The 26,790-nt window shown below is 70.7% G+C and carries 18 protein-coding genes and 1 tRNA gene; 10 read left to right on the top strand and 9 right to left on the bottom strand.

Annotated features, from left to right (window positions below; translation table 11 throughout):
• The first annotated feature begins 35 nt into the window (after window positions 1–35).
• Window positions 36–917, top strand: a complete 882-nt coding sequence (locus tag ACTOQ2_RS06690; RefSeq protein WP_440098823.1) for a LysR family transcriptional regulator — start codon at window positions 36–38, stop codon at window positions 915–917.
• Window positions 918–967: 50 nt separating this feature from the next.
• Window positions 968–1,795 carry an MBL fold metallo-hydrolase gene (locus ACTOQ2_RS06695; RefSeq protein WP_440098824.1) on the top strand — a complete coding sequence of 276 codons (828 nt, stop codon included), beginning with the start codon at window positions 968–970 and terminating at the stop codon, window positions 1,793–1,795.
• A 61-nt stretch (window positions 1,796–1,856) separates the two neighbouring features.
• Here the strand turns inward: ACTOQ2_RS06695 and ACTOQ2_RS06700 are convergent, their stop codons facing one another.
• Both ACTOQ2_RS06700 and ctaD read right to left on the bottom strand, forming a co-directional pair.
• Window positions 1,857–8,684, bottom strand: coding sequence for an amino acid adenylation domain-containing protein (locus ACTOQ2_RS06700; RefSeq protein WP_440098825.1), 6,828 nt, complete (start codon window positions 8,682–8,684; stop codon window positions 1,857–1,859).
• A gap of 336 nt (window positions 8,685–9,020) precedes the next feature.
• On the bottom strand, window positions 9,021–10,688 hold the full coding sequence (gene ctaD, locus ACTOQ2_RS06705; RefSeq protein ID WP_440099078.1) for an aa3-type cytochrome oxidase subunit I: 1,668 nt from the start codon (window positions 10,686–10,688) through the stop codon (window positions 9,021–9,023).
• A 439-nt stretch (window positions 10,689–11,127) separates the two neighbouring features.
• Here ctaD and ACTOQ2_RS06710 point away from each other — a divergent pair, with 439 nt between their 5' ends.
• From ACTOQ2_RS06710 to ACTOQ2_RS06730, 5 genes are all read left to right on the top strand, one after another.
• On the top strand, window positions 11,128–12,516 hold the full coding sequence (locus ACTOQ2_RS06710; protein ID WP_440098826.1) for an NAD(P)/FAD-dependent oxidoreductase: 1,389 nt from the start codon (window positions 11,128–11,130) through the stop codon (window positions 12,514–12,516).
• Between the two features lie 130 nt (window positions 12,517–12,646).
• Window positions 12,647–13,612: a TIGR03557 family F420-dependent LLM class oxidoreductase gene (locus ACTOQ2_RS06715; RefSeq protein WP_440098827.1), complete on the top strand. Its 966-nt coding sequence runs from the start codon at window positions 12,647–12,649 to the stop codon at window positions 13,610–13,612.
• Between the two features lie 69 nt (window positions 13,613–13,681).
• On the top strand, window positions 13,682–14,830 hold the full coding sequence (locus ACTOQ2_RS06720) for an NAD(P)/FAD-dependent oxidoreductase (protein ID WP_440098828.1): 1,149 nt from the start codon (window positions 13,682–13,684) through the stop codon (window positions 14,828–14,830).
• 117 nt (window positions 14,831–14,947) lie between these two features.
• Window positions 14,948–15,130, top strand: coding sequence for a multicopper oxidase domain-containing protein (locus tag ACTOQ2_RS06725; RefSeq protein ID WP_440098830.1), 183 nt, complete (start codon window positions 14,948–14,950; stop codon window positions 15,128–15,130).
• Window positions 15,131–15,280: 150 nt separating this feature from the next.
• Complete coding sequence (locus tag ACTOQ2_RS06730) at window positions 15,281–16,573, top strand: mannosyltransferase family protein (RefSeq protein ID WP_440098831.1); 1,293 nt, start codon at window positions 15,281–15,283, stop codon at window positions 16,571–16,573.
• A gap of 302 nt (window positions 16,574–16,875) precedes the next feature.
• Here ACTOQ2_RS06730 and ACTOQ2_RS06735 read toward each other — a convergent pair whose 3' ends face one another.
• The gene (locus ACTOQ2_RS06735; RefSeq protein WP_440098833.1) at window positions 16,876–17,745 is read right to left on the bottom strand and encodes an SIS domain-containing protein; all 870 of its coding nucleotides are present in this window, start codon (window positions 17,743–17,745) and stop codon (window positions 16,876–16,878) included.
• Window positions 17,746–17,840: 95 nt separating this feature from the next.
• Window positions 17,841–18,467, bottom strand: a complete 627-nt coding sequence (locus ACTOQ2_RS06740) for a class I SAM-dependent methyltransferase (protein ID WP_440098835.1) — start codon at window positions 18,465–18,467, stop codon at window positions 17,841–17,843.
• Between the two features lie 313 nt (window positions 18,468–18,780).
• On the opposite strand from ACTOQ2_RS06740, the gene ACTOQ2_RS06745 reads away from it, so the two are divergent.
• Entirely contained in the window at window positions 18,781–19,467 is a 687-nt protein-coding gene (locus ACTOQ2_RS06745) for a helix-turn-helix domain-containing protein (RefSeq protein WP_440098837.1), read from the top strand.
• Here the strand turns inward: ACTOQ2_RS06745 and ACTOQ2_RS06750 are convergent.
• Both ACTOQ2_RS06750 and ACTOQ2_RS06755 read right to left on the bottom strand, forming a co-directional pair.
• The gene (locus ACTOQ2_RS06750; RefSeq protein WP_440098838.1) at window positions 19,449–20,024 is read right to left on the bottom strand and encodes a dihydrofolate reductase family protein; all 576 of its coding nucleotides are present in this window, start codon (window positions 20,022–20,024) and stop codon (window positions 19,449–19,451) included. The genes ACTOQ2_RS06745 and ACTOQ2_RS06750 overlap by 19 nt on opposite strands.
• 242 nt (window positions 20,025–20,266) lie before the next feature.
• Complete coding sequence (locus tag ACTOQ2_RS06755) at window positions 20,267–20,497, bottom strand: hypothetical protein (RefSeq protein WP_440098840.1); 231 nt, start codon at window positions 20,495–20,497, stop codon at window positions 20,267–20,269.
• Window positions 20,498–20,796: 299 nt separating this feature from the next.
• On the opposite strand from ACTOQ2_RS06755, the gene ACTOQ2_RS06760 reads away from it, so the two are divergent.
• Window positions 20,797–21,600: a hypothetical protein gene (locus ACTOQ2_RS06760; RefSeq protein WP_440098842.1), complete on the top strand. Its 804-nt coding sequence runs from the start codon at window positions 20,797–20,799 to the stop codon at window positions 21,598–21,600.
• A 52-nt stretch (window positions 21,601–21,652) separates the two neighbouring features.
• Here the strand turns inward: ACTOQ2_RS06760 and ACTOQ2_RS06765 are convergent, their stop codons facing one another.
• From ACTOQ2_RS06765 to ACTOQ2_RS06775, 3 genes are all read right to left on the bottom strand, one after another.
• The gene (locus ACTOQ2_RS06765) at window positions 21,653–22,882 is read right to left on the bottom strand and encodes a hypothetical protein (protein WP_440098843.1); all 1,230 of its coding nucleotides are present in this window, start codon (window positions 22,880–22,882) and stop codon (window positions 21,653–21,655) included.
• Window positions 22,883–24,071: 1,189 nt separating this feature from the next.
• Window positions 24,072–24,146 (bottom strand) — tRNA-Arg (locus ACTOQ2_RS06770).
• A gap of 243 nt (window positions 24,147–24,389) precedes the next feature.
• Complete coding sequence (locus ACTOQ2_RS06775) at window positions 24,390–24,788, bottom strand: C40 family peptidase (RefSeq protein WP_440098844.1); 399 nt, start codon at window positions 24,786–24,788, stop codon at window positions 24,390–24,392.
• A gap of 1,166 nt (window positions 24,789–25,954) precedes the next feature.
• Between ACTOQ2_RS06775 and ACTOQ2_RS06780 the strand changes: the two genes are divergently transcribed.
• Window positions 25,955–26,686, top strand: coding sequence for a hypothetical protein (locus ACTOQ2_RS06780; RefSeq protein ID WP_440098846.1), 732 nt, complete (start codon window positions 25,955–25,957; stop codon window positions 26,684–26,686).
• Window positions 26,687–26,790: the final 104 nt, after the last annotated feature.

The raw sequence follows: 26,790 nt of genomic DNA on the forward strand, positions 1-26,790 counted from the left end.
TCGACGAACGCGATCAGGGCGGGGGTGGTGCTCGAATGGATCTTGATCTGCGCAAGCTTCGCTACTTCATCGCGGTGGCGGAGCGGCTGCATTTCGGCCAGGCGGCCGAAGCACTGCACATCACCCAACCCGCGCTCTCCCGGCAGATCAGGCAACTGGAACATGACGTGGGCGTCGACCTCTTCGTCCGTACCAGCCGGGAGGTCACCCTCACTCCCGCGGGCGAGCAGCTCCTGCATGACGCGGGGCGGCTGCTCGCCGCCAGCCACGCGGCCCGGGACAGGGCGCGCCGCGCCGGCGAGGACGGGCGCCACCTGACCGTCGGGTTCATGCTCGGCATAGACACCGCCCCGGCCCTGCAGTGCTTCGCCGAGCGCCACCCCGACGTGATCATCCACCTCAAACGCCTGCGCTGGAAGGACTACGGCCAGGCTCTGCTCGACGGCCGCGTCGATGTCGGCTTCGTCCGGCTCCCCCTGGTCTCCGAGGGGCTGAGCACGATGTTCCTGTACAACGAGCCGTTCACCGTCGCGCTGCCCGCCGACCACCCTCTGGCGGGCAAGACCTCGCTGAGCATCGACGACATCGCCGACGAGCCCGTCCTGCACTACGCCGACGCCGACCCGGCGTGGAACGCCTTCTGGAGAATCGACCCACGCCCTGACGGGAGCCGGCCCCGCTCCGGGCCCGTCGTGCACGACATAGAGGAGATCGTGGAGTACGTCCGGGCGGGGCGCGGTGTGGTGTTCCTCCCTCCCGCGATCACCTCCTTGTTCCCGCGGCCCCACGTCACCTACGTTCCGGTCGCCGACGCCCCGCTGGGCGGGGTCGCGCTGGCCTGGGACAGCACCCGGCACTCCCCCCTGATCGCCGCCCTGGCCGAGGCCATCCTGGAGACCGGCCCCCTCGGGAGGTGAGCCGGAGGTCGTTCACCGGCCGGTTCCGGCGATCGGGGAGAATACGGCCCGTGGAAGGTCGATGGGTCGAGGTGGCGGACCGAGTGCTCGTGCGGCGGTACGCCGAACTGGACCTGTCGGTGGGGCTGGTCATGGGCGACGGCGGCTGCCTGGTGGTCGACACGCGGGGGGACGAGCGGCAGGGGGCGGAACTGCTCGCGGAGGTGAGACGGATCACCCGCGACCCGTGGACGGTGGCGATCACCCACTCGCACTTCGACCACAGCTTCGGCACCCGGCCGTTCCTCGACTGTCCCGTCTGGGCGCACGAGGGCTGCCGCGCCGACCTGGTCGAGAACGGCGGCCGGGCCAGGGACGAGTGGGCACGGTACTACCGGGATCTGGAGCGCGCCGACATCGCCGGCGACATCGCGAGGACCGAGATCGTGCCGCCGGACCACCTCGTGACCGACCGGGCCCGGCTGGTCGTCGGGGGCCGCCCGGTCGTCCTGGCCCACCTCGGCCGCGGCCACTCCGGCAACGACCTGGTCGTCCACGTTCCGGACGCCGGGGTGATCTTCGCCGGGGACCTCGTGGAGAACGGCGCGCCGCCCGCCTACGAGGACGCCTATCCCCTCGAATGGCCCGCCACGGTCGCCGGGCTGCTCGACCTGCTCGACGGGGGTCCCGGCCCCGGTGGCGCGGTCGTCGTTCCCGGTCACGGCGACCCGGCCGGCCGCGCGTTCGTCGTCGCCCAGCACGCGGAGATCTCCGCTCTGGCCCGTCTCTGCGAGCGGGTGAGCGCGGGTCTCCTGTCCCCCGCCGACGCCGTACGCCGGTCGCCGTACCCCGAGGACACGACCAGGATCGCCCTCGGCCGCGCGGCGGGTCACCGCTGACAGGGCGGTCGCAGTCGACAGGGCCCGGCCCGCCGGTCGTCGTGGGGAAGGGTGAGCGTGTTCAGGAACCGTCCGTGCCGAGCATCCGGGCGACCTCCTCGTCCGTAAGCGCGGACAGCTCCTCCATCAGGATCCGCTCCACCACGACCGCGAGATCGGCCACCGTGCGGTTCCTGAAGAGCTCGCGGACGGGAACGTCGATCCCGGCGGCCGTACGCAGGCGGGAGCCGACCCGCACGGCGAGCAGGGAGTGGCCGCCCAGCGCGAAGAAGTCGTCGAGCGCGCCGATCTTGCCGACACCCAGCACCTCCTGCCAGACGCCCGCCACGAGGATCTCCGCGTCGTTCCTCGGCTCCACGAAGGGCCGGTCCTCGTCGAGGTCGAAGCCGGGCGCGGGCAGCGCGCGACGGTCGATCTTCCCTCCGGTGGTCACCGGCAGCTCGTCCAGGCTCACCCAGACGTCGGGAACCATGTACGGCGGGAGCGCCGCGGCGAGGTCGCGCCGGAGCTCCGCCGGGTCGGCGGGGCCCGCGACGTAGGCGACCAGCCTGTCCTCGCGGGCGGTCACCGCCGCCTGCCGCACGCCGGGGTGGGCGAGGAGGCGTCCCTCGATCTCGGCGGGCTCGATCCTGAACCCGCGGACCTTCATCTGGTCGTCGACGCGGCCCAGGAACTCCAGCAGGCCGTCCGCGCGCCACCGGACCAGGTCTCCGGTGCGGTAGAGCCGCCCCGCCTCCGGGTCGTCGAGGAAACGCCCGGCGGTCAGGTCCGGACGGCCGAGGTATCCCCTGGCGAGCCCCGCGCCGCCGAGGAGCAGTTCCCCCGGGGCGCCGGGCGGCACCCGGCGGAGAGTCCCTCCCGGAGCGCCGGGCGGCGCGCGGTGCGGAAGCTCGGGCGGCGTGCGGCGCGCAGGCGCTCCGGAGGCGCCGGGCGGTACACGGTGGTCGCGTGGGTCGCGTGGGTCGCGTGGGTCGCGTGGGTCGCGTGGGTCGCGTGGGTCGCGTGGGTCGCGTGGGTCGACGACGACCGCCCGGGTGCCGCCGATCGGCCGCCCGATCGGCGGGCGTCCCTCGGTGTCGGCGGAGCCGAGATCGGCCGCGGTGGCGATGATCGTGGCCTCGGTGGGCCCGTAGGTGTTGACCAGCCGGACCCGGTCGCCGAACCGCTCCCGCCAGCGGGCCACGGCTCCGGCGTGCACCTGCTCGCCACCGAGAATGACCAGCCGCAGCCGTTCCGGCCAGGCCACGTCGTCGATCTGGTCGACCAGCCGGTGCCAGTAGGCGGTCGGCAGGTCCAGCACGGTCACCTCGCGCCCCCGGGGTTCGGCGAGCACCTCGGGAAGGGTGACCGCGCCGCCCGGCAGGAGTTCGAGGGCCGCTCCCGAGGCCAGCGCGGGGTAGATCTCCTCGGCGTGCGCGTCGAAGCCGAACGCGGCGAACTGGACCACCCGGTCTCCCGGCCCCAGCCCGTACGCCTCCCTCATCCAGGCCACCCGGTCGGCCAGGGCCCGGTGCTCCACCACCACGCCCTTGGGCTGCCCGGTGGACCCCGAGGTGTAGATGACGTACGCGGCGTCGTCCCCGTCGACGCGATGCGCGGTCTCCTCGGGCATCTCGGGCTCCAGGTCGTCCAGGACCAGCACCGGGACGTCCCCCGGCGGCGGGCCGCCGGGACGGCGGGCCGTCACCAGGAGGGCGGCTCCGCTGCCGGACAGGAGCGTCCCCACCCGTTCCTCCGGGAGTTCGGGGTCGACGGGCAGGTAGGCGCCACCGGCACGCCACACGGCGAGCATCGCTGCGACGACGTCGATCGACCGGTCCGCCAGGACCGCGACGACCGTCTCCCGTACGACGCCGCGGCGCCGGAGCAGCGCGGCCAGCGCGGCGACGCGGCGCTCCAGGCCCGCGTAGGTCAGCGTCTCGTCGCCGCAGCCCACCGCGGTCGCGTCCGCGTGCAGGGCGGTCGCCTCCCGGACGAGGTCCGGCACGAGGGGACCCGGGAGGAGGGCCGTCGCCTCCTCGTGGACGCGCAGCCGGGCGTCGTCCTCGTCGGTGCGCAGCGGCAGCGCGGAGAGGGCCCGGCGGGGGTCGGCGGCGATCGCGCGGCACAGGACGCCGAACCGGCCCGCGAGGCGGGCGGCGGTCTCGGCCTCGAACAGCTCGGCGTCGTAGCCGAGCACCAGGAAGAGCCCGTCGTCGTCCCGCCACATCTCCAGCATCAGGTCGAACTTGGCCTGCCGGTATCCGGCGTCGAAGAACTCCAGGTCCAGGTCGGCGAGGGAGTCCCTGGTGCCGTCGTCCTGGCTGTGCAGGATGGCCATGGTCCGGAAGAGCGGCGTACGGCTCAGGCCGCGCTCCACCTCCAGCTCCGTCGCGAGCCTCTCGAGCGGCACCTCCTGGTGCGCCATCGCCTCCAGCACGATCGTCCGCGTACGGTCCACGAGGTCGGTGAAGGAGGGGTCTCCCGACAGGTCACCCCGCAGGACCAGGGTGCCGGCGAGATAGCCGACGACCGGCTCCAGCTCGACGCGGTCCCGCCCCGCGTAGGAGGAGCCGACCATGATGTCGTCCTGGCCGGTGTGGCGGGCCAGCAGCACCTGGTACGCGGCGAGCAGCACCATGAAGAGGGTCGCCCCGCGCTCCTGGGCCACCTCCTCCAGCCGCGCGGCGAGATCGGCGGGCAGGCGGAAGGAGTGGAACCCCCCGGTGTGGGAGGAGATCGGCGGGCGGGGGTGGTCGAGCGGCAGCTCCAGCACGGGAGGGTCGGCGAGCCGCTCGCGCCAGTAGCCGAACGCCGCCCCGTCGTCGCGGCTCCGCTGCCAGTACGCGATGTCCCCGTACGTCACCGGCGGCTCGGGGAGACCGGGTTCCGTCCCGTTCCGGTGCGCGGCGTACAGGGCGGCCAGGTCGTCGGCCAGGACGTTGAGCGACCAGCCGTCGCCCGCGATGTGGTGGAGGACGAGGCAGAGCACGTGGTCGTGCTCTGCCAGGCGCAGCAGGCTGACCCGGAACGGGGGCGGGCCCGTGAGGTCGAAGGGGGCGTTGGTCCGCTCCGCGACCAGCCGCCGCGCCTCCCGCTCCCTCCCGGCGAGTCCCTCGCCGTCCTCTCCTCCGGCGGTTCCGTGGCCGGCGCCGCCCGCGAGCCGCTCTCCCCGCCCGCCGCCCGCCGGTTCCCCGCCGGGGGGCATGCCGCCCGCCGGTTTCCCGCCGGAGAGGTCGATGCGCTCGATCAGCGGACCGGTCGCGGGGTCGGTGATCGCGACCGGCCCGCCGTCCACCTCCGGGTAGCGGGTGCGCAGGGTCTCGTGCCGCGCCGCCAGGTCCCGGAGAGCGTGTTCCAGCGCGGCGGTGTCGAGATCGCCGCGCAGGCGCCAGACGTTGAACATGTTGTACGCCGCGTCGTCCGGATCCAGCCGGTGCAGGAGCCAGAGCCGCTCCTGCGCGGGCGAGAGCGTGAGCGGCGCGCCGTCGGGGCGCGGACGCAACGGGACGGCACGACCGTCGTGGTCGTCCGCGGGGCTGGGCACGGCGCTGCCGACGGCCTCGGCGAACCCGGCGATCGTCGGCCGGCCGAACAGCTCCCTGACGGGAACCTCCACGTCGAGCAGCGCCGCGATCCGCGCGGTGACCTTGACCGCGAGCAGCGAGTGCCCGCCCAGGCCGAAGAAGTCGTCGTCGGCGCCGAGCCGGTCGGCGGCCACGCCCAGCACCTCGGCGAAGATCCCGGCCACCCGCCGTTCCAGGGGGGTCTCCGGCGGGCGGCCGTGCCCGGCGGACGGCCTGCCGGGCGCGGGGAGCGCCTTGCGGTCGACCTTGCCGTTCGGGGTGAGGGGCAGCGCGGGCAGCGGCACCACGACCGCGGGCACCATGATCGCTGGCAGCGACCGCGCGACGTGCTCCCGGAGCCTCGCGAGGTCTACCTCACCGGTGACCGCGACGCCTCCGGCCGCGCCTCCGACCGCGCCTCCGGTCCCCGTTCCGGTTCCCGCTCCGGTTTCGGCCTGGGTTCCTGTTCCGGCTTCGGCTTCGGTTTCGGCCTGGATTCCTGTTCCGCCTTCTGCGGCACGGTCCTCTCCGGCGACGGGTGAGACCCCGACCACGTACGCCACCAGGGTGTCGTCGACGATCGCGGCGACCGCGCGGGAGACCTCGGGGTGGGTCTCCAGGACGGCCTCGACCTCGCCCAGCTCGATACGGTGGCCCCGCAGCTTCACCTGGCCGTCGGCCCGGCCGAGGAACTCCAGCCGCCCGTCCGCCAGCCATCTCACCCGGTCGCCGGTTCGATACAGACGCGACCCCGGCGGGCCGAACGGGTCGGGCAGGAAGCGCTCCGCGGTCAGGCCCGGCCGCTTCAGGTAGCCCCGTGCCAGACCCGTCCCCGCGATGAACAGCTCGCCGACCACCCCGACGGGTACCGGGTCGAGCCTCTCGTCGAGCACGTGAACACGGGTGTTGGCCAGCGGCCTGCCGATCGCCACCGTCCCGGGCTCGGCGGGCACCTGCTCGTAGGTGGACCAGATCGTCGTCTCGGTGGGCCCGTACACGTTCCACATCGCTCGCACGCGCCCTCGCAGCGCGCGGGCGAGGGCGGGCGGCAGCGCCTCGCCCCCGGCCAGGGCTGTCACCCCCGGCCCGTCGAATCCCGCGTCGAGGAGCGCCCGCCAGCCCGACGGCGTGGCCTGGACGTGCGTCACGCCGTGCGCGGCGGCGAGCCTCACCAGCGCGAGCGCGTCCGACGCCTCCGCACCGCCCGCGACGACCACCCGGCCGCCGCTGACCAGCGGGAGGAAGAACTCCAGCACGGAGATGTCGAACGACAGGGAGGTGAGCGCCAGCCAGACGTGGCCGGGGCCGGCGCCGAGCAGGTCCCGCATGGCCAGCAGCAGGTTGACCACGGCGCGGTGCTCGATCGCGACCCCCTTGGGGCGGCCCGTCGAGCCCGACGTGTAGATCACGTACGCGAGGTCGTCCGGCGCCGCGAGCGGCGCGGGGGGCGTGCCGGGTTCATCGGCGAACGCCAGGGGGTCCTCGATGAACAGGACCCGGGCCGTGTTCCCGCCGTTCCCGCCGCTCCCGCCGCTCCCGCCGTTCCCGCCGTTCCCGGCGTCCTCGGGAAGCCGTCCGCGCACGCGCTCCTCGGTGAGGAGAAGTTCCGCGCCCGAGTCGCGCAGGACGAAGGCGAGGCGCTCGGCGGGGTAGTCCGGGTCGAGGGGCAGGTAGGCGCCGCCCGCCCTCATCACGGCCAGCAGCGCGACCAGCGTCTCCAGCGAGCGGGTGGCGCACACGGCCACGACGGCGCCGGGCCGCACGCCCTCGCGCCGCAGCCGGTTGGCCAGCCGGTTGACGCTCGTCTCCAGTTCCGCGTACGTCAGGCTCCGCCCCCCGCACGTGGCCGCGACCGTCCCGGGCTCGCCCGTGACCAGGTCGTGGAGGGTGGCCTCCGGGCGCGGGGCGGCGGTGTCGTTCCACGCGGTGAGGGTCAGCTCGCGTTCGGCCTCCGGGGGAAGGCCCAGCTCCGACAGTCGCGCGCCGGGGTCCTCTACGGCCCTGCGCAGCATGGCCGCGACGTGCTCCGCCATGCGCTCGGCCGTGCCGTGGTCGAACAGGGCGGTGCTGTAGACCAGGGAGAGTTCGAGGTCGCCGTCCCGCCGCCCGAACTCCAGCGACAGGTCGAACTTCGCCGACCGCGCGTCGCCCAGGTCGAGCGCCTCGGCGGTGACGCCGGGCAGGGTGAGGGCGGTGTCCTGATAGTCGTGCAGGACGAGCTGGGCCTGGAAGAGGGGCGTGCGGCTGAGGTCCCTGGGGACGTTCAGCTCGCTCACCAGCCGGTCGAAGGGCAGGGCCGCGTTGGTGTACGCCTGCAGGGCCGCGCGGCGGACCCTGACGAGCAGCTCCCCGAAGGTCGGGTCGCCCGACAGGTCCCCGCGGATCACCAGCGTGTTGAGGAAGAGCCCGATGAGCGGCTCCAGCTCGTCCCTGTCCCGTCCGGCGATCGGCGTGCCGACGCAGATGTCCTCCTGGCCGGAGCGGCGCGACAGCAGGACCAGGTACACGGCAAGCAGCACCATGAACGGCGTGGTGCGGGTGCGCCGGGCGAGCCCGTCGACGCCGTCGGCCAGCTCGGCGGGGAGCCGGAGCAGGGCACAGCCGCCCTCGGAGGACCGGACCGGGGGACGCGGCCGGTCCGTCGGGAGCTCCAGCGTCGGCGGGTCGGCCAGCCTTCGCCGCCAGTGGCCGAGTCGCTCGTCCGCCAGGTCGTCCGGACGCTCGCGCTGCCACAGCGCGAAGTCCGCGTACTGGATCGGCAGCGGCTCCCACGACGGCCGCTCACCGGCCAGGAACACCCCGTACAGCGTGGCCAGCTCGCGCGCGAACACGCCGACCGACCAGCCGTCCACGGCGATGTGGTGGAACACGACGTAGATCCCGTGCTCCCGCTCGGACAGGCGCAACAGGCCCGCCCGGAGCGGCGGCTCGCCCGCCAGGTCGAACCGCCGCTCGATCTGCTCCCGGACGAGCCGCGCGGTCCGCGCCTCACGTTCCGCCTCGGGAAGATCCGACAGGTCCAGCAACCTCAGGTACGGCCGGTCACCGGCCAGGTGCGGCCCGTCGACGACCTGGACGGGAGCGCCGTCCCTGCTCGGAAAGCGGGTCCGCAGGATCTCGTGCCTCGCCACGATCTCGGCGAGCGCCCGCTCCAGGGCGTCCGGGTCGAGCGGTCCCCGGAGCCGTTCGGCGATGAAGACGTTGTGGGCGCCGCCGCCTCCGGCCCGTTCCAGCCGGTCGAGGAACCACATGCGCTCCTGGCCGTACGAGAGCGGCAGCTCGCGGATGCCGTCGGGCCGGGGCGTGATCCCGTCCCGCGCGTCCCCCCGCGCGAGCAGGTCCATCCCTAGACCTCCCGCCGGAGAGGCGCGGGAACCGTTCTCATGACGGCCTCCCTACTGGCAGATCGCGAGCCCGAAAGGAGATCCTTCATAATCACGACAAAAGACTGTCAGATAAAAATATAAATCCGCAAGGAGTAAACATTTAGCGCCGGATATCGGTGCCGCCTTCGAAGAAGGCGCTGACTTCGCTCCGGGCCGTCCGCGCCACCGCCGGGGGTACCGCTGACATCATGTTGCTTGACACTAGTTGCCGGTGCCCACGCCGTGAAGGCGGGGGCGGGAGGTCGACCGCGCCGCCGCCGGGAGTGTCCGGCCGCGCCGGTGCGGCACGGGCGGTCAGATCTCCTCCTTGAGCTTGGCCGCCGGGTCGAGCTGGCGCGGCTGCATCGCCACCCTCGGGTGGTGCAGGTCGAAGGCCGGTCGCTCCGAGCGGATGGCCGGGATCGAGGTGAAGTTGTGCCGGGGCGGCGGGCAGGAGGTGGCCCACTCCAGCGAGTTGCCGAAGCCCCACGGGTCGTCCACCGTCACGCGCGGAGCGCGGCGGGCGGTGCGCCAGAGGTTGTAGATGAACGGCAGCGTGGAGGCGCCCAGCAGGAACGCGCCGACCGAGGAGAGCAGGTTGAGCCCGGTGAAGCCGTCGAGCGCGCTGTAGTCGGCGTAGCGGCGCGGCATGCCCTGCGCGCCCAGCAGGTGCTGGACGAGGAAGGTGGTGTGGAAACCGATGAACAGCGTCCAGAAGTGCAGCTTGCCCAGCCCCTCGTGCAGCATCTTGCCGGTCATCTTCGGCCACCAGAAGTAGAAGCCCGCGAACATCGCGAACACCACGGTGCCGAAGACCACGTAGTGGAAGTGCGCGACCACGAAGTAGGAGTCGGTCACGTGGAAGTCCAGCGGCGGGGAGGCCAGGATGACGCCGGTCAGCCCGCCGAGCAGGAAGGTGACCAGGAACCCCACGGCGAACAGCATCGGTGTGGCGAGCACTATGTGCCCGCGCCACATGGTGCCGGTCCAGTTGAAGAACTTCACCCCGGTCGGGATCGCGATCAGGAAGGACATGAAGGAGAAGAACGGCAGCAGCACCTGGCCGGTGGCGAACATGTGGTGCGCCCACACCGTCATCGACAGGCCCGCGATGGCGATGGTCGCGCCGACCAGGCCGATGTAGCCGAAGATCGGCTTGCGGCTGAAGACCGGGATGACCTCGGTGATGATGCCGAAGAACGGCAGCGCGATGACGTAGACCTCCGGATGGCCGAAGAACCAGAACAGGTGCTGCCACAGGATCGGCCCGCCGGTCTGCGGGTCGTAGATGTGGGTGCCCAACCGGCGGTCGGCCAGCAGGGCGAGCAGCGCGGCGGCCAGCACCGGGAAGGCCATCAGCACGAGCACGCCGGTCAGCAGCGTGTTCCAGGTGAAGATCGGCATGCGGAACATCGTCATCCCGGGGGCCCGCATGCAGATGATCGTGGTGATGAAGTTCACCGAGCCCAGGATCGTCCCCAGACCGGACATCGTCAGGCCCGCGATCCACAGGTCGCCGCCGAGCTGCGGGGAGAAGGTGGCGCGGGAGAGCGGCGCGTACCCCGTCCAGCCGAAGTCGGCCGCGCCCCCGTCGGTGAAAAAACCGAAGCTCGCGATGAGACCGCCAAACAGGAAGAGCCAGAAGCTCACCATGTTGAGCCGGGGGAAGGCCACGTCGGGCGCCCCGATCTGCAGCGGCATGACCACGTTGGCGAACCCGGCGAACAGCGGGGTGGCGAACAGCAGCAGCATGAGGGTGCCGTGCATGGTGAACATCTGGTTGTACTGCGCCTGGCTCACCACCTGCATTCCGGGATGGGCGAGCTCCGCCCGGATGACCATGGCCATCAGCCCGGCGAACAGGAAGAAGACGAACGACGTTATCAGGTACATGTAGCCGATGACCTTGTGGTCCGTGCTCGTGAGCCAGCGTACGACGATCGAGCCCGGTGCCTTCCCGCGCGGTGCCAGCGGTGAGGTCAGCGGCTCCTCGCGCGACTGTTCGAAGGTCGTCACGACCCACCCCCTTCGAACCGGCTCGCCCCCGAACCGGCCCGTTCCCGCGAACCGGCCCGTCCGCGAACCGGACGTCCCCGGAGGCGGCCCGGCCACGAAGCGGCCCGGCCGCAGGGTCGGCCCGTCCACGAACCGGGCCGTTCCCGAACCGGCGCGGCATCCGATTCCCACCGCCTTCCCCCGGCCATCCCCAGGGAAAGCGGCTCCCACTCGCCCGCGCCGCCATCTTGCCCGCGCGATGACCTGGCGGTTAATCCTTCTTATCCGCCTTCTGGCAACCCCAGCCCCGCCGGTCGGCATCACGCGCCGTACGCGCCGTCCGGGCAACATGGGACGGCCCGTCGCGCTTGACCCGGGGGCAGACAGGGCACGCCGCTGGAAACGGAGTACGGAAAGGAGCGACGTCATGGTCCAGCGACAACGAGTCGTCGTGATCGGAGGAGGGTTCGCGGGTTTCACCGCGGTCCGCACCCTTTCCCGGATCGCGAAGGGCGCGGTCGAGATCGTCCTGATCAACCCGACCGACTACTTCCTCTACCTGCCGCTGCTGCCGGAGGTCGCGGCGGGCATCCTCGATCCGCGCAAGGTGGCGGTCTCGCTGGCGGGCGACCATCCCGGGGTGCGGCACCTGCTCGCCACGGTGGACACCGTCGACGTCGAGGCGCGCCGCGTGAAGTGCACCGACACCGAGGGCAACCACCGCGAGCTGGGCTACGACCGCCTGGTGATCGCGGTCGGCAGCGTCAACAAGCTGCTGCCCGTACCCGGCGTCGCCGAGTACGCCCACGGCTTCCGCAGCATCGCCGAGGCCCTCTACCTGCGCGATCACCTGATCCGCCAGGTCGAGCTCGCCGACGCGTCCGACGACCCCAAGGAGCGCAGGGCCAGGTGCACGTTCGTGGTCGTGGGGGCCGGGTACACCGGGACCGAGGTGGCGGCGCAGGGCCAGCTGCTCACCCGCGACATCCGCGGCCGGCGGCCGAGGCTGCGCGACCAGCCGGTGCGCTGGATCCTCGCCGACATCGCCCCGCGCATCCTCCCCGAGCTGGACGAGCGCCTGTCCCGGATCGCGCACCGGACGCTGTCCGAACGAGGCATGGAGATCCGCACCGGGACGAGCGTGGCCGAGGCGACGGCGGAGGGGGTCGAGCTCTCCGACGGGGAGTTCGTGGCGACCAGATCCCTGATCTGGTGCGTCGGGGTGCGCCCCGACCCGATGGTGGAGTCCCTGGGGCTGCCGACCGAGAAGGGGTGCCTGCTCGTCGACGAGTACCTGAGGGTGCCCGGCCACCCGGAGATCTTCGCCTGCGGCGACGCGGCCGCGGTTCCCGACCTCACCCGGCCGGGTGAGTACACGGCGATGACCGCCCAGCACGCCACCCGCCAGGGCAAGCGCGCCGCCCGCAACATCGCCGCCTCCTACGGTCACGGAGAGCTCCAGCCCTACAGGCACCACGACCTGGGGTTCGTCGTCGACCTCGGCGGGACCGGCGCCGCCGCGAACCCGCTGGGCGTGCCGCTGTCCGGTGTGGTGGCCAAGGCGGTCACCCGGGGTTACCACCTGCTGGCCATCCCCCGCAACCGGGCGCGCATCGCGGGAAGCTGGTTGCTGGACCTCGTGGCGCCCCGCCAGACCGTCCAGCTGGACCTGATCCGCGGCCCGGAGATCCCGCTCGCCCACGCCGCCCCCGAACACCCCCACGGCCCGGGCGGGGAACCGCCGGAGACGGACGCCTCACGGAAGGCGGACGTGGCGTCCAGGGCGGGGGTCTCGTCGCAGGCGGGCGATTCGTAGGGCACCGCGGCTCGTAAAGCACGACGGCTCGTAAAGCACGACGGCTCGTAAAGGACGACGGCTCGTAAAGGACCGCGAGATTTTCGGCTCCTCTGGCGATGCTTCCGGAGAGCCGGGTAAGGGGCGGGGTATGGCAAAGATCGGTTACACGATGATGTGCGAGCAGACGCCCGCCAGGCAGCTGGTCAAGGACGTCACCACCGCCGAGCAGGTCGGCTTCGACTACGCGGTCATCTCCGACCACTACTTCCCGTGGCTGGAGGAGATGGGCCACTCCCCGTACGCCTGGTCGGTGCTCGGCGCGGCGGCGCAGGCCACTCAGAGTCTGCCCCTGATGACGTACGTGACCTGCCCGATCATGCGCTACCACCCGGCGGTGGTGGCGCAGAAGGCGGCGACCATGGGCGTGCTGAGCGAGGGCCGTTTCACGCTGGGACTGGGCGCCGGGGAGAACCTCAACGAGCACGTGACAGGCCAGGGCTGGCCTTCGGCCGACACCCGGCACGGGATGTTCCGCGAGGCCGTGCAGATCATCAGGGAGCTGTTCGAGGGCGGGTACGTCACCTACCGCGGCGAGTTCTTCGACGTCGACTCGGCCAAGCTGTTCGACCTGCCGGACCGGCCCGTCCCGCTGGCGATCGCCGCCTCCGGCGGCCAGTCTGGGAAGATCGCCGCCGAGCACGGCGACGCGCTGGTCGCGACCGACCCCGACTCGGAACTGGTGCGCCTGTTCTCCGGGGAGGGCGGCACGGGCAAGCCCGTCTACGGCCAGCTCGCCATCTGCTACGACCCCGACGCGGAGGCCGCCAAGGAGCGGGCGCACCGGCTGTGGCGCTGGTCGGTGGCCGGGTGGAAGGTCATGGCCGAGCTTCCCGGGCCCGTCAACTTCGCCGCCGCCGCCGAGACCGTGCGGCCCGAGGACGTCGCGGCGAAGGTGCCGTGCGGCTCTGACATGGACGCCGTGGTGGAGGCGGTACGCGCCTACACCGATGCCGGTTTCACCCACGTCGCCCTGGTTCAGATCGGCCACGAGCACCAGGACGCGTTCTTCGACTGGTCGGAGAAGGAACTGCTCCCCGCCCTGAGCGGCCTCTAGCCACCGCCACCGCCGGGGATCCGCCTGCGACGGCGGTTCCCCCGGACGTACGGGGGAAGGCTCACCGGGGTGGATGACGTGTGGGATCTGGTGGTCGTCGGCGGCGGGCCCGCGGGGGCGGCCGCGGCCCTGCGCGCGAGACAACTCAGACCGGAGGCGCGGGTCCTGCTGCTCGACAGGGCCGACTTCCCGCGCGACAAGGCCTGCGGCGACGGCATCGCCGCCCACGGGCGCGACGAGCTCGCCCTGCTGGGCGTCCCCGACCTCATCGCCGACTACCGGCCGACGCGGCGCCTGGCGGTGGTCTCCCCCGGCGGCGCGCGCGTCTCGGCCACCTCCGCCCGGCCCAACCACGTCGTCCCCCGCAAGGTCTTCGACGCCCGCCTCGTCGACGCCGCCCGCGCCCGGGGCGTCGAGGTCCGCCGCCACCAGGTCCGCGCGCTCGCCGTCCTCGGCGATCGCGTGGTTCTCGACGGCACCGTCACCGCCCGCGCCGTCGTCGCCGCGGACGGGGCCAACTCGACCGTGCGGCGTCTCATCGGCGTCGCCCCCTCCCCCGAGAGGCACACCGCGATCGCCGTGCGCGGCTACGCCGACGTGGCCGACGACGACGACGTCCAGTCCATCTTCATGCAGCGGGACGGGTGGCCCGCGTACGCGTGGTCGTTCCCGATCGGTGACGGCACCGCCAACGTCGGCTACGGCATGCTGCTGCCCCGGCTGCACGCCACCGGCCTGCCGGGCCGCCAGGTGCTGCACGGACGGCTCGCCGAGCTGCTGCCCCACGTGAGCGCCCGTGACCTGCGCGCCCACCACCTGCCCCTGTCCCCCGGCCGTCCGAGGCCGGGTTCGGGGCGGGTGTTGCTCGCCGGTGACGCCGCCGGTCTCATCAACCCGCTCACGGGCGAGGGCATCTTCTACGCGCTGCTCTCCGGCCGGCTCGCCGGGGAGGCCGCCGTCCAGGCGGCGGGCGACCCGCTGCCCGCGTACCGGCGCGGGCTGGGGAAGGCCCTCGGGCGGCACCTGCGCACCACCGACGTGCTCGCCCTCGCCTCCCAGTCCCCCGGTTTCATCGACGCCGCGATCGACACCGCCGCCCGCCGCAAGGAGGTGTTCGACCTGCTGGTCGACGTGGGGCTCGGCGCGGGCACGGTGCCGGTGCCGCTGGCGCTGGCCGTGGTCCGCCGCTGGCTCCTGAACGCCGTCCGGCGACGTTGAACACGGGCCCCGGCGGGCTCCAGTAGGCCCCGGCGGGGCCGGGGGTCGGCACCGGAGGATCCGCCGGCGAAGGAGTCGCGGAGCGCCCCGGTGAATGCGACGTTCAGCGCGGTTCCGATGTTGATCTTCTTGAGCCGGCGGCGACGGCCCGGCGAGGTGTGGGAGGTGGCGTTCCGCGCGGCCGATCCCGGCGTGTGGATGAACCACTGCCACAACCTCGCGCACGCCGACCAGAGGATGGCCCTGCATCTGCGGTACGAGGGCGTGACATGCCCCTTCCACGGCGGGCACGGCGGCTAGCGCCGCGTGGAAGTTTCACGGCGGGGCGGGGCGTCCCGCCACCGGGCGGAAGTGGTCTTCGCAGGAGACGAGCGGGGACGGGCCGGCACGGAAGGATCATGCCGTGGGCAACCGGTTGCCCGGATTTTGCGGCTATATAAGGATTCTCGCGTGACTGATCGCGCGCCCGCCGGGCCGGTGGAGATAACGGAGCCGGAACCGGCCGACGCGGAACCCGGCGCACGTCCCGGCGAGACCACCGGCGAGACGACCGGCGAAACTTCCAGCAAGACGACCGCCGAGACTTCCGGCAAGACGACCGGCGAGTCAACCGGTGAGGTGGCCGGGCGGCGGTGGGTGCCCAGGTTCCTGACCGACCCCGGCGACCGGCTGGCCCTGCTCCTCTGGGCGCTGTCGCACGTCGGTGTGCTGATCTACGCCTACCTGGCCGGCCCTGGCCGGACCACCGACCCCTTCCTCAACCGGTTCACCCGCTGGGACGCCGAGAACTTCATCGCCATCGCCCAGTTCGGCTACGACGGCCCCCCGGGCATGCAGGACGCCGGGAAGCTGCCGGCGTTCTTCCCGGGCATGGCGATACTGATCAAGGTGATGCGGCCGGTCGTCGAGGACGGCCGGCTGGCCACGATGATCATCTCGCTGGTGGCCAGCGCGGTGCTCGCGGTGGCGCTGTCGCGGCTCGCCGAGACGTACGCGGCAGGCAGCGGCCGGTACACGGTGGCGGCGCTGTTCCTCAGCCCGTTCGCCGTGTTCCTGTACTCCGGCTACTCGGAGGCGCTGTTCCTCGCCCTGGCCGTCTCGGCGTGGCTGCTCGCCAGGAACGGCCGCTGGGAGGACGCCGCGCTGTGCGCCACCGGAGCCGCCACGGTGCGCATCTCCGGCCTGTTCCTGGCCTTCGGGCTGCTCGTCATGTTCCTGGTGGCGGAGAACGGCCGCAAACGCCCGGGCGGGTGGCGCCTGCTGCCCTGGCTCGCGCTCCCCGGTGTGCCGCTCGTGCTGTACAGCGTCTACCAGTGGACCCGCACCGGCGACTGGCTGGCCTACAACTCGGTGCAGGACCGGTTCTGGGGCCGGCACGCCGTCTGGCCGTGGGAGGCGCTCGCCAACACCTGGAGCATGTCCGACGACGTCGCCTCACTCACCACGTCCTACTACGAGGAGATCATCTCGGCCGCGGTGCTGCTGGTGCTGGCCGGCTGCCTCGCGGTACGGCGCAAGTGGCCGGAGCTCGCGTACATCACCCCCCAGGTGCTGTCCTTCCTCACCCTTTCGTCGTTCTACATGTCGATCGGCCGGGGGTCGCTGACCTGGTTCCCCCTGTGGATCGCCATCGGCGTCGCGGGGGTGCGAAGACCCTGGGTGTGGCTGGTGAGCATGGCCATCATGATCCCGGTCATGGCGATCAACACCGGGAACTTCACCACCGGCGCGTGGATCGGCTGACACCGCCCGCGCCCGGCACTCCGCCCGCGCCCGGCGGTCCACCGGCGGGCGTCAGGGCGGGCGCGGGGCGGCGGGTGCCGTCAGGGCCGGGAGGAGTCCTGCTCGGGGTCGCCACCGTCGGACAGTAGCCGGACGTCAGCCTCGACCGTCATGGCGACAAGCTCCTCATCCCGCGCGGCAGCGTCAAGACCGGCTGGGAGACGGCGTCGCAGTTCCAGCTGTCGTGGCGAGCGGCATTACGTCTCCTGGGACGGTGACGTCCAGCGCGGCGTTGAGGGTGACGGTGACGATCTCGCCCATGACTACTGGAGGATCACCGAGCGGGTCAGGTTGCGCGGGCTGTCCGGGTCGAGGCCGCGCGAGCGGGCCAGCTCCACCGCGAGCCGCTGGGCCCGGATCAGGTCGGCCAGCGGGTCGAGGGCGGTGGCCGTGGTCAGGGCGCCGGTGCGGGCGACGTCGTCGAGCAGCTCCTCCTGGCCGCCGAAGAACCACACCAGGCTGTTCTCGTCGGCGATGCTGATCGGCCCGTGCCGGTACTCCATCGCGGGGTACGCCTCCGACCAGGCCAGCGCGGCCTCCCTGAGCTTCAGGGCCGCCTCCTGGGCCAGGCCGTTGGTCCAGCCGCTGCCCAGGAAGGTGAACTGCCGCCGCGAGAGCGCCCCCTCCGGGAGCGGCGCGGTGAGCGCGGTCTCGGCCTGGGCCGCCAGGTCGGCGGGGGCCTCCCCGAGGTGCGCGCGGAGCAGGGCGAGCCCGCTGGTGGCGAACCGGGTCTGCACCACGGAGCGCTCGTCGGCGAACTCCAGCGCGATCACCGTCCCGGCCAGGCCGGTCACCGGGGTCGCGGGGTCGGCGGTGACGGCGACCGTCGGGACGTCGCCGGCCGCGCCGAGGGCGTGCAGCACCTCCGTCGTGGTCCCGGATCTGGTGATCGCCACCAGCCGGTCGTAGCGGCGCGCGGGCAGCTCGGAGGCGGGGAACGCGTCGGTCTCCCCCTGCCCCGACCGCTCGCGCAGGACCGCGTAGGCCTGCGCCATGTAGTACGAGGTGCCGCAGCCGATCACGGCGACGCGCTCACCCGCCTCCGGCAGGCCCGCCGGGTTCGCCGCGCCGAGATCCAGCGCCTGCCGCCAGCACGCGGGCTGGCTGGCGATCTCCCGCAGGACGTACGTCACGCGCGCCTCCTCATGGATGCTTATTTATGCTTGCACCATGCCACAACGGCCCGGCGCCTCACCGGCACCGGAGCCGCGGATGGACGGGCGGCAGGTCACGGCCGGACGGCCAGCACCCGGAAGCTGACACCGCGTGTCATGCGGGACACCGACTCGATCCGGAAACCGGCCTGCTCCAGGAACGGCCGGGGATCGCGGGTGAGGTAGTCGGCCTCGAACCGTACGAACACCGGTTCCACCAGCCGCATCCCGGCCCGGATGATCGGGTTGCTCGACGGCCCGTGCTCGGCCAGCACGAACCGCCCACCCGGCTTGAGCACGCGGTAGGCCTCGCGCGCCGCGGCCGCCGGGTCAGGGATGGTGCACATCGTGAACGTGGACAGCACGGTGTCCGCGAAGCCGTCGGGCAACTCCAGGCGCTGCACGTCGCCCTGCCGCAACTCCACCCGCTCGCCGAGACCCTCCCGCACCACCCGGCGCCGCGCCAGTTCCAGCATGCGCTCGGACAACTCGATCCCGACGACCGTGACGTCGGCGCCGTACAGCGGCAGGTTGAGCCCGGTGCCGACGGCGATCTCCACGGTGCGGCCGCGCGCCTGCCCGACGGCCCACTCCCGGCTCCCCGGAAACAGGCGCCGCTCCCAGACCCGCATCTGGTCGTCGTACCGATCCGCCATCCGGTCGAACACCCGCCGCACATCGGCATCCGTGGTAGCACGCATCGAGCAACCTTTCCGGAACGGGAACTCCGCGAAATCATTCACCGCCGTGAGACGGCGAAAGATCGTCCTTAACGAGACGACGACCGCGCCTCCGCCGTCATCCTGCTGAGACTCTGTCCGCCTGTCGTCACGCCCTGCCGCATCGGCCGGATGTCTGGTCTCCCTGTAACGAACCGGCCCCCGGCACCGTTCCGGCGGCCCGGCATCCACCTGCCCGACCTGTCGAGCGTCGACATACGACGGCCGAAAACGGGATGAACAGGGAGATCGCAGCGCGTATCCTTCTCCCGTGCCGTTGCGGTTGGAAACACGCGTGTCCGACTCATCGTGGGTCGACACCGTGTGGACCTGCACGAGCGAGCGGGTCACGGAGATGACCTCCGTCGCGGCGGTGTGCTGGGGCCTGGTGTTCTGGCAGCGCGAGGGCACGGCGTACGCGAGCATTTCCGGCCCCGAGACCAGCACCGGCACCGCACCGGTGCCGGAGGACGCGACCTTCGTCGGTATCGAATTCGCCGTGGGCACGTCGCTCCGGGCCGTGCCCACGCCGACCCTGGTCGACGGGGGCACCGAACTCCCCGACACCACGCGCAGGACCTTCCGGCTGGACGGCGTCCGCTGGGAGACGCCCGGCCCTGACGACGCCGAGGCCCTGGTCGACCGTCTTGTCCGCTCCGGAGTCGTGATCCGTGACCCGCTCGTCACCGAAGTGCGCCGAGGTCACCGCCCGGCGGTCTCGGAACGCACCGTCGAACGCCGGTTCCGTGCGGCAACCGGCCTCACCCAGGGCGCCGTACGGCAGATCGAACGCGCACGCGAGGGCTCGGCGCTCCTGGCCGCCGGCGCCCCGATCGTCGATGTCGTCTCCGGGCTCGAGTACTTCGACGAGCCGCACCTGGCCCGCGCGCTACGCCGGTACGTCGGCCGGACGACGCGACAACTCCGCGAGGGCGCCGGCGGTGCGATCGCCCTGAACCTGGATCAGCCGACGACGTCGTAGATCAGCTTCACGATGCCGTTCGGGTAGGCCGCGGACTCCCGGAGGGTCAGTGCCCGCTTGGCCTTGTCCTCCCTGCTGAACAGGCTCTTCCCGGCTCCGAGCAGCACGGGGAAGACGAGCAGGTTGTACCGGTCGATCAGGCCCGCGTCCGACAGCCGCCGGGCAAGCTCCGCACTCCCATGAATGAAGATCGCACCACCCTCACTCTTCTTGAGCGCGGCGATGTCATCGACCGAGCGCAGGATCGTCGTCTGGCCCCATCCCTCGACGAGGGCGTCGCCGGACAGCGTGGTCGAGACCACGTACTTGGGCAGTTCCTTGTAGGCGGCGTGGTCATCCGAGTCGCGCCAGACCGGCGCGAACACCTCGTAGCTCCGGCGGCCGAACATCAGTGCCGTCGTATCCTCAAGCTCCTCACCCTTGAGCGAGAAGGCCTCGGGCAGGAACTCGACGTCCATCACCCAGCCACCGCCGCGGTGCTCCTCGTTCGGCCCACCGCCCGGAGAGTCCACAACGCCGTCGAGCGAAACGAACCCGGTATAGACCAGATCACGCATGTACTTGTTCTCCCCATGGTCAGGCGACGAGATCGCCAGATAAATCGATAGGCGGGCCGCGGCGCCATGCCGACGCACTGCGGCGGAGCGCCCATGCCCATGCATGCTAGGAAGCGGCCACCGCGGCTGTCTTGTACAGAAACGACGGCAGTACGGCTCTGTTCCGCCTCCGTTCCGCCGGAACATGCAAGATTTCCGATCAAGCGCCACGCCAGGTGCCCGGATGCAGGGCCGAAGCGTTCTCATGTGGTGAAACCGAGTAGCTGAAGGCCGTCGGCTGGGTGGCTGCGGTAGTGGTCGGTGGCGGCGGCGATGTTGGTCCAGCCGATCAGGCGGGCCAGGCCGGTGAGCGAGGTGCGGTGTGGGGATGCGCTGGTGGCGGGCGGGTCGGTGGTGGGCGGGCTGACGGGCGGGTCGGCGGGGGTGAGGCGCTCGAAGTGGCGGGCGAGCATGTTGATCGGGGATGATGGCACGCGAACGCGGCCCCTGTTCTTGATCGACTGGCGTAGACAACCAACGATCATCGGGGGTCGCGTTCGTCGTTTCCACCCCGGGGATGCCTCCGTCACCGCGCTACGTCATCCCTGCGATGCCCTCATCAGCGGAGAACGCTTCGGCCCTGCGGCGCACGGGGGGCCGCCACTGGACGGAAGAAGCCGTCGCCCGGAATGAAAGGGCTCCTCGTCACGAGAAACCACGCGTTGCCCTGCAATATGTGTCATCGCTTATCCGGCACTGGCCAGGCATCCTCCCGTGAAGTAGCGTTCCAGGCATGGACGACATTCACCCCGTCAAAAAAATTATTCTCCTGTGCTCCGTGACTGTGTTCGTGTCGGCCTGTGCCGGCTGGGGGGCGGGCGGCGATCCTGCCGTGGCAGCGGATCAATGGCGCGATTTTCCGTACGCGCGCGATCCACGTCCGATAGTCATCGTCGATGATCTCCCGAAAGCCACGGGAAACGCCAAGCCGGGAACGCGGTTCACTTTGCGGGAGAAACTGTCCGATGATCCGCCGGAAAGCCGGGAGGTCCTCCTCCACGGAGGCAGGGTGAATCTTACTCAGATATCAGCCGCAAATGCTTTTGCCCGCCTTTCGGAACAGCTTCGGCAGTTGCCCGGCGAGACCATGACCGTCGTCGAGGCACGCCTGGATCAATTGGAATGGATGACGGACAGGGGCTCGTTGTCACTTCCCTCATGGAGCTTCCGTACGGACAGGGGAGGATCGGTAAGCTGGCCGGCGGTGACACCCGACGCGTTCTGGCGCCTGGGGCAGACAAGGCGGTCGACGGCAATCGACCGTGTCTCTCTGGACCCGTCGAAAACCTCACTTTCCTTCGAAATGATCGCCGCCCCGGACCCCTGCGACGGCTCAACGGGGGGCGATCATTTAGAAGCCGGTCAACTCCGGTCAGCCGTGGTGATCTTTACCGGTGAATCGAGTACCGCGCGGTCCGACTGCGACGGGCCGGCCTTCGCGATACAGAAAAAAGCAACCGTACGAATCGATCAGCCACTGGGGGGAAGGGTCGTTGTCGATCAGCACGGTAATCCCGTGCCGGTTGAAATGCCATGAGATCACCGCTTCCGGCGGAGTTTCACTCCCAGTCGTACCTGCTCGCGGATCGTCAGTACGTTCGCATCTGTATCGGGAAATCCATCAGCGCAGTGAATATGTCCTGGAATATCAGGCTGCCCGAACTAGACCCGGATGTCACGCCGACCGGGTGAACCTGCCCGCCCGTGTTCGGATAGAAAACCGGCCCTCCGCTGTCGCCGCCGCGTGCCCCCTGCCCGTTTAACTGGTTGGCACGGAACAGGTCGTAGTAGCACTCGTAGTTGCCGTATGCGTCACTACCGCAGTAAGCATAATCCCCGCTGGTCACGACCTCGAAGCTGCAGACCGCGCCACTCGTCTGCCCGGACTGGCAGAGCCACTGTCCTTCGTACACGTGGTCCCAGCCTGCGATTTGCTTCGAGAACTCGCCCGACGTGTTCCATCCTCCCGGCACTCCGCCGTCCCACATATACCTTCCCGTGCCGCTTGGAGCTTGAATCAGCGCCAGGTCGTGGTCGGCTCTTTCGAGGAGCGTCTGGCCGACGTACGTGGAGCGATCACCGTTTCGCCAGTGTGTGTACATGCCGGTGCAGTGTCCTGCGGTGAGCAGGTAATGAAAGGCGGCGTTGTTCGTCGCCGCCACCGGCCACCCCGAGGTACAGGTCGCACCGTCGTCACTTCGAATACTCATCCCTCCGTAGAACGGCGCGGTGTCGTTCATACGCCCGGCGGTAACCGCTCGCTCGGCGATCTTGACGACAATGGGCACGGAAGAATCAAGCGAGTCGTATGTATTACTGAGATCCTTCCTGGCCTGGGAGGCTTCGGTCTCGACGTAGACCCCGCTGCCGTCGGACTCTATGCCGACAGCATGAAGTGGCCCGCGAGGGTTGACGGCCAGGTCTTTCCTTATCGCCGTCGCGGTTTCCCTGAGTTCCTCCCGGGAGAACCGGGCCGGCTCCACCTTTACCTGAGCGTTCAGCCGCGCCTTGGCAAGAACCGTCTGCAGGTGAGCGGGAACGTCTCCCTTCCACCAGACCTGGACGAAGCCGTCTTCCAGCCTGAGCCCGGCGAATCCCAGGTCCTCCTTGCTGGAAAGAACAGCGTCCATGATCGGCCTGGCCGCCCGCCGAAGCGGCTCCTGCGCGTCCATTCTTTTCTTTGTCTCGGGCGAGAGGTAGCCGAAGGGCTCCTTCTCGACCTGTTCACCGGGCTTCGGCGGATCGTCCGAGGAGAGCGTGAGCGCATGCGCCGAGGTGGTCGTACCGCTGACCGCGAGCGTGAGGACGAGCAGCAGCATCGGGAGTTTTGGTAATCGCACCGGAAGCCTCGTTTCATTGGGGGCCGAACGCCGAGTCGATCACATTTCACAGGGATGATCAACAGCTCGGCCTTATTGCTTCCGGTAATGGCCAGGATGATTTTTCGCTTCACTTTAAAAGAACGACCGAGTGTCGCGAAGATGTCGAAAAGATTACAAAATTCTAGATTTTTTCTTAAGGACTGGACTGTGATGTCCCTGGAAAGGGTGAGCGGCGACGCGTGGACGATCCGGTGGTCCTCGCGGCGATCGTGACATCTTTCCAAGCAGGGCCGAAGCGTTCTCATGTGGTGAAACCGAGTAGCTGAAGGCCGTCGGCTGGGTGGCTGCGGTAGTGGTCGGTGGCGGCGGCGATGTTGGTCCAGCCGATCAGGCGGGCCAGGCCGGTGAGCGAGGCGCGGTGTGGGGATGCGCTGGTGGCGGGCGGGTCGGTGGTGGGCGGGCTGACGGTGAGGGCGGTCAGGTAGCCGTAGACGGCGGTGTCGAAGGTGTCGCCGTCCAGGCGGGTGAGCAGGCGTCCCAGGGTGCTGGCGGCCAGGCGGATGGGGCCGGGCAGGCCGGCTCGGGCGCGCAGGGCGGGGTCGTATCCGGTGATGATGCGGGTGATCTGTTTGAGGGAGGTTGCTCCGCCGAGGACGGCGAGCAGGGATAACGCGAGCAGGGGCCGAGCCGGTAGCGGCGTCCACGGCGGCTGCGCGGGTCGGGGATCGTGTCCAGGATCTCGGTCAGGGTGGGCAGATCGAGCAGGTCAGCGGGCGGGCTGACGGGCGGGTCGGCGGGGGTGAGGCGCTCGAAGTGGCGGGCGAGCATGTTGATCGGGGATGATGGCACGCGAACGCGGCCCCTGTTCTTGATCGACTGGCGTAGACAACCAACGATCATCGGGGGTCGCGTTCGTCGTTTCCACCCCGGGGATGCCTCCGTCACCGCGCTACGTCATCCCTGCGATGCCCTCATCAGCGGAGAACGCTTCGGCCCTGTGCCCGGATGGCCGTCAAGATCAGAACAACCGCCGTACAGGGGCCGTGCCAACCCCGTGAGATCCGGTCCACAGCCGGTCCACAGCCAATGAGCGCAAATGAGGACGGGCGGGACTCCGTGAGACTGGAGACCCGCCCGTTTCTCTGTCGTTCACCCTGGTCAGCGACTGGATCCGCCGACTAGGGCTTGGTGCCCCCTGCAAGATTCGAACTTGCGCTCCCGGCTCCGGAGGCCGGTGCTCTATCCCCTGAGCTAAGGGGGCCAACGCGTGATTACATTACCAGCATCCTGAGGGAAACCGACACTCGGTTAGGGAGGCGAGTGATCTCCGGAGCATGTCCGGGGACGGCGAGAGAGCCGAGGGTGAGAGGTCATTGAGACGGCCGGGCGTTGGCGGGGCGTCACAGGCCCGCGCCGCGCGGGACGGGACGCCGCCGGACGGGGTCGAGACGGCGCCAGGCGAGGCGGGCCAGCCGGGCAAGGCGAGTACGCGGGGTGGGGCGAGTCAGCGCGGGGTGGGGCGGACGGCGCCTCGGTAGCGGGAGAGGTAGTAGGGCGAGGCGGCGAAGTCGGCGGTCCTGACGACGTCGCCGGTCTTGGGGGCGTGGACCATGACACCGTCTTTGACGTAGACGCCCACGTGGGTGGGGTCGCCGCTGCCTCCGCCGAAGAAGACGAGATCTCCCGGACGCAGCCGGGAGAAGGGCACCCGGCCGCCCTGCCTGAACTGGGTGCCGGTGTAGTGGGTGAGCCTGGCCCCGGCCTTGGCCCAGGCGTGCAGGGCGAGCCCCGAGCAGTCGAAGCCCCCACCGGTCGGGCCCGCGCTCGAACCGCCGCCCCATACGTATGGCCTGCCGACCTGGCGGAGCGCCGTGGCGGCCGCGATCCGGCCCCGCAGGGCCAAGGCGCCTTCGCGCGAGGACCCCGCCTTCCCTCGCGAAGGTGCCGCCCGCCCGCCGGAGAGGGCCTTCCCCTGGGAAGGGACCGCCCGCCCGCCGGGGAAGGCCTTCCCCCGGGAGGAGGCTCTCCCCCGGGAAGAGACCGATCCTCGACCGGAGGGCGCTTTCCACCCCTCAGAGGGGCGCTGCGACCGCTTGGCACCCGCCTGTGAGGACTCCGGCACGGAGAGGGCCCGGGGATCCCTCCGCTCCGCCATAGAGGACGAGCCGGCCCACACGTCCGAGGTGCCTGAGGGCTCCACCGGCCCTACCGTCTCCGGACCAGAAGAGTCGAACACCCATTCGTCGTCCGCTTTCGAGGGTTTGGGCGGCCATTCGCCGACCAGAGCCAGGGGCGGGGGCGGGGCCAGGAATGCGGCCGTGGCCGGGGCCGGGAAGGAGCCCCATGAGGACGTCGATCGGCCGCCGCCCGCGTCCGGCGAGAACGGGGACCGTGGCTCGCAGGCGGCGAAGAGGGCGGCGCGGATCTCCTCCGGCAGCCAGTGAGGGGTGCCGTCCGGCGGGGCTGCCGGGGAGAGGGAGAGGAGGCGGCCCCAGGCGTCGCAGGCTTCCGGGGACAGGCGGGGCGCGGGAAACGGGGAGCTTCCCGCGATGGCCGCCGAGAGGATGGTGACGGTGACGAGTGCCGTGATCACGCACGCCCTCCTTGGGCTCGATGAAGGATCGAGGCCCCAGGATCGGCGGGATGGGGTGATCGCCAACGAGCCGAACGCGATTCTGTGGATAACGCGTGGACCATCCAGCTAAAACGCCACCTATCCAGACATGGCCTGAAGCAGCCCCTCATGTGGCGACACAGACCGATGAGCTGGGGTACTTACGCCCAGGTGAGCACCTATTTCAAAGCGACATAATTATCGATTATGCCTATTTCAACGAATATCTTTACGAGATAGACAGATTGAAATTAATATATTCGCTGGAGCTGTCACCTTCACGGACCGAGCTGGAGTCCAGCGTCCTCATGACCCATCCGTATCCCGCGCCTTCGCCCTCCCCCCAGGCTGCCCCTGACCCGCGACCCTCCGCCCCACCGACCGGCACCGCTCAGCCGACCCCCGCCGTGCCCTCCCCCGCGCCGCAGAGCTCTCCGGCGGCTCCGGCGCGGAGCGTGAACGGCGAGTATTCGGGGATCGACCCCGAGCGGATGAACGACTTCGAGCGAGGGCTCGGCCGGGCACAGGACGCGCTCGGCCGCAACGAACCGCAGATCCGCCGTACCCTGCAACGGTTCGATCTGGACGTTTCGGGGCTGAGCGCGCTGCGCGAGATGCAAAGCTGGATCGAGACCAGCCGCCCCGACCTGCGACGCCGCAACGAGACGATCAGCACCAAGCTCACCGAGTGGGGCGCCGCCACCAAGACGCCCAGCGGGCTGGCCGCCTTCGACGAGACGCTGTACGGCAAGGCCGGCCAGGACCCGAACGTCTACGCGGCGACCCTCGGCCTCGGCAAGACCGCCGAAGACGGCGAGATCGACGAGAAGCTCCTGAAAGGGCTGGAGAAGCGGACGGGGGACGCGACGTTCGCCGCCACGTTGATGAACACGCTGGGCACGGCGAGATTTCGCGAACTGATGGTCAAAACCGCGAACCTCAGGGACGACAAGAAGGCGGAGCGCCTGCAGGCCGCCCTCGGAAAAGCCCTCGGCACGGCGACCCCCCGACTGGGCGACGCCTGGCACAAGGAGCTTCTGTCCGACCTCGAAGTCGGCCGGACGACCGGCTACATCGGCTGGGAGAAGGGCTACGCCACGGCGGCGGCCCTCAAGCACGGCACCTTCAGCACCGCCTTCCTCCTCGCCACCGCCAGGAAGATCGAGGCCGCCGATCGCGAAGGGTGATGTTGGATCCGCGTGTCATGACGGCCCTGTTGGAAGGGCTCAGCCGTGATCCGGTGGCCGCCCAGGACTTCTTCGCGGGTGACCCGACCATGCTGAAACGCTTC

Source organism: Streptosporangium sp. H16 (assembly GCF_051918855.1).
Classification (GTDB): domain Bacteria; phylum Actinomycetota; class Actinomycetes; order Streptosporangiales; family Streptosporangiaceae; genus Streptosporangium.

What these genes read in the sequence shown, in the direction of transcription:
- ACTOQ2_RS06690 (WP_440098823.1), top strand. Translation starts at nt 36, where the DNA reads ATGGATCTTGATCTGCGCAAGCTTCGCTACTTCATCGCGGTGGCGGAG.
- ACTOQ2_RS06700 (WP_440098825.1), bottom strand. Translation starts at nt 8,684, where the DNA reads ATGGACCTGCTCGCGCGGGGGGACGCGCGGGACGGGATCACGCCCCGG.
- ACTOQ2_RS06710 (WP_440098826.1), top strand. Translation starts at nt 11,128, where the DNA reads ATGGTCCAGCGACAACGAGTCGTCGTGATCGGAGGAGGGTTCGCGGGT.
- ACTOQ2_RS06715 (WP_440098827.1), top strand. Translation starts at nt 12,647, where the DNA reads ATGGCAAAGATCGGTTACACGATGATGTGCGAGCAGACGCCCGCCAGG.
- ACTOQ2_RS06725 (WP_440098830.1), top strand. Translation starts at nt 14,948, where the DNA reads ATGTTGATCTTCTTGAGCCGGCGGCGACGGCCCGGCGAGGTGTGGGAG.
- ACTOQ2_RS06740 (WP_440098835.1), bottom strand. Translation starts at nt 18,467, where the DNA reads ATGCGTGCTACCACGGATGCCGATGTGCGGCGGGTGTTCGACCGGATG.
- ACTOQ2_RS06750 (WP_440098838.1), bottom strand. Translation starts at nt 20,024, where the DNA reads ATGCGTGATCTGGTCTATACCGGGTTCGTTTCGCTCGACGGCGTTGTG.
- ACTOQ2_RS06760 (WP_440098842.1), top strand. Translation starts at nt 20,797, where the DNA reads ATGGACGACATTCACCCCGTCAAAAAAATTATTCTCCTGTGCTCCGTG.
- ACTOQ2_RS06765 (WP_440098843.1), bottom strand. Translation starts at nt 22,882, where the DNA reads ATGCTGCTGCTCGTCCTCACGCTCGCGGTCAGCGGTACGACCACCTCG.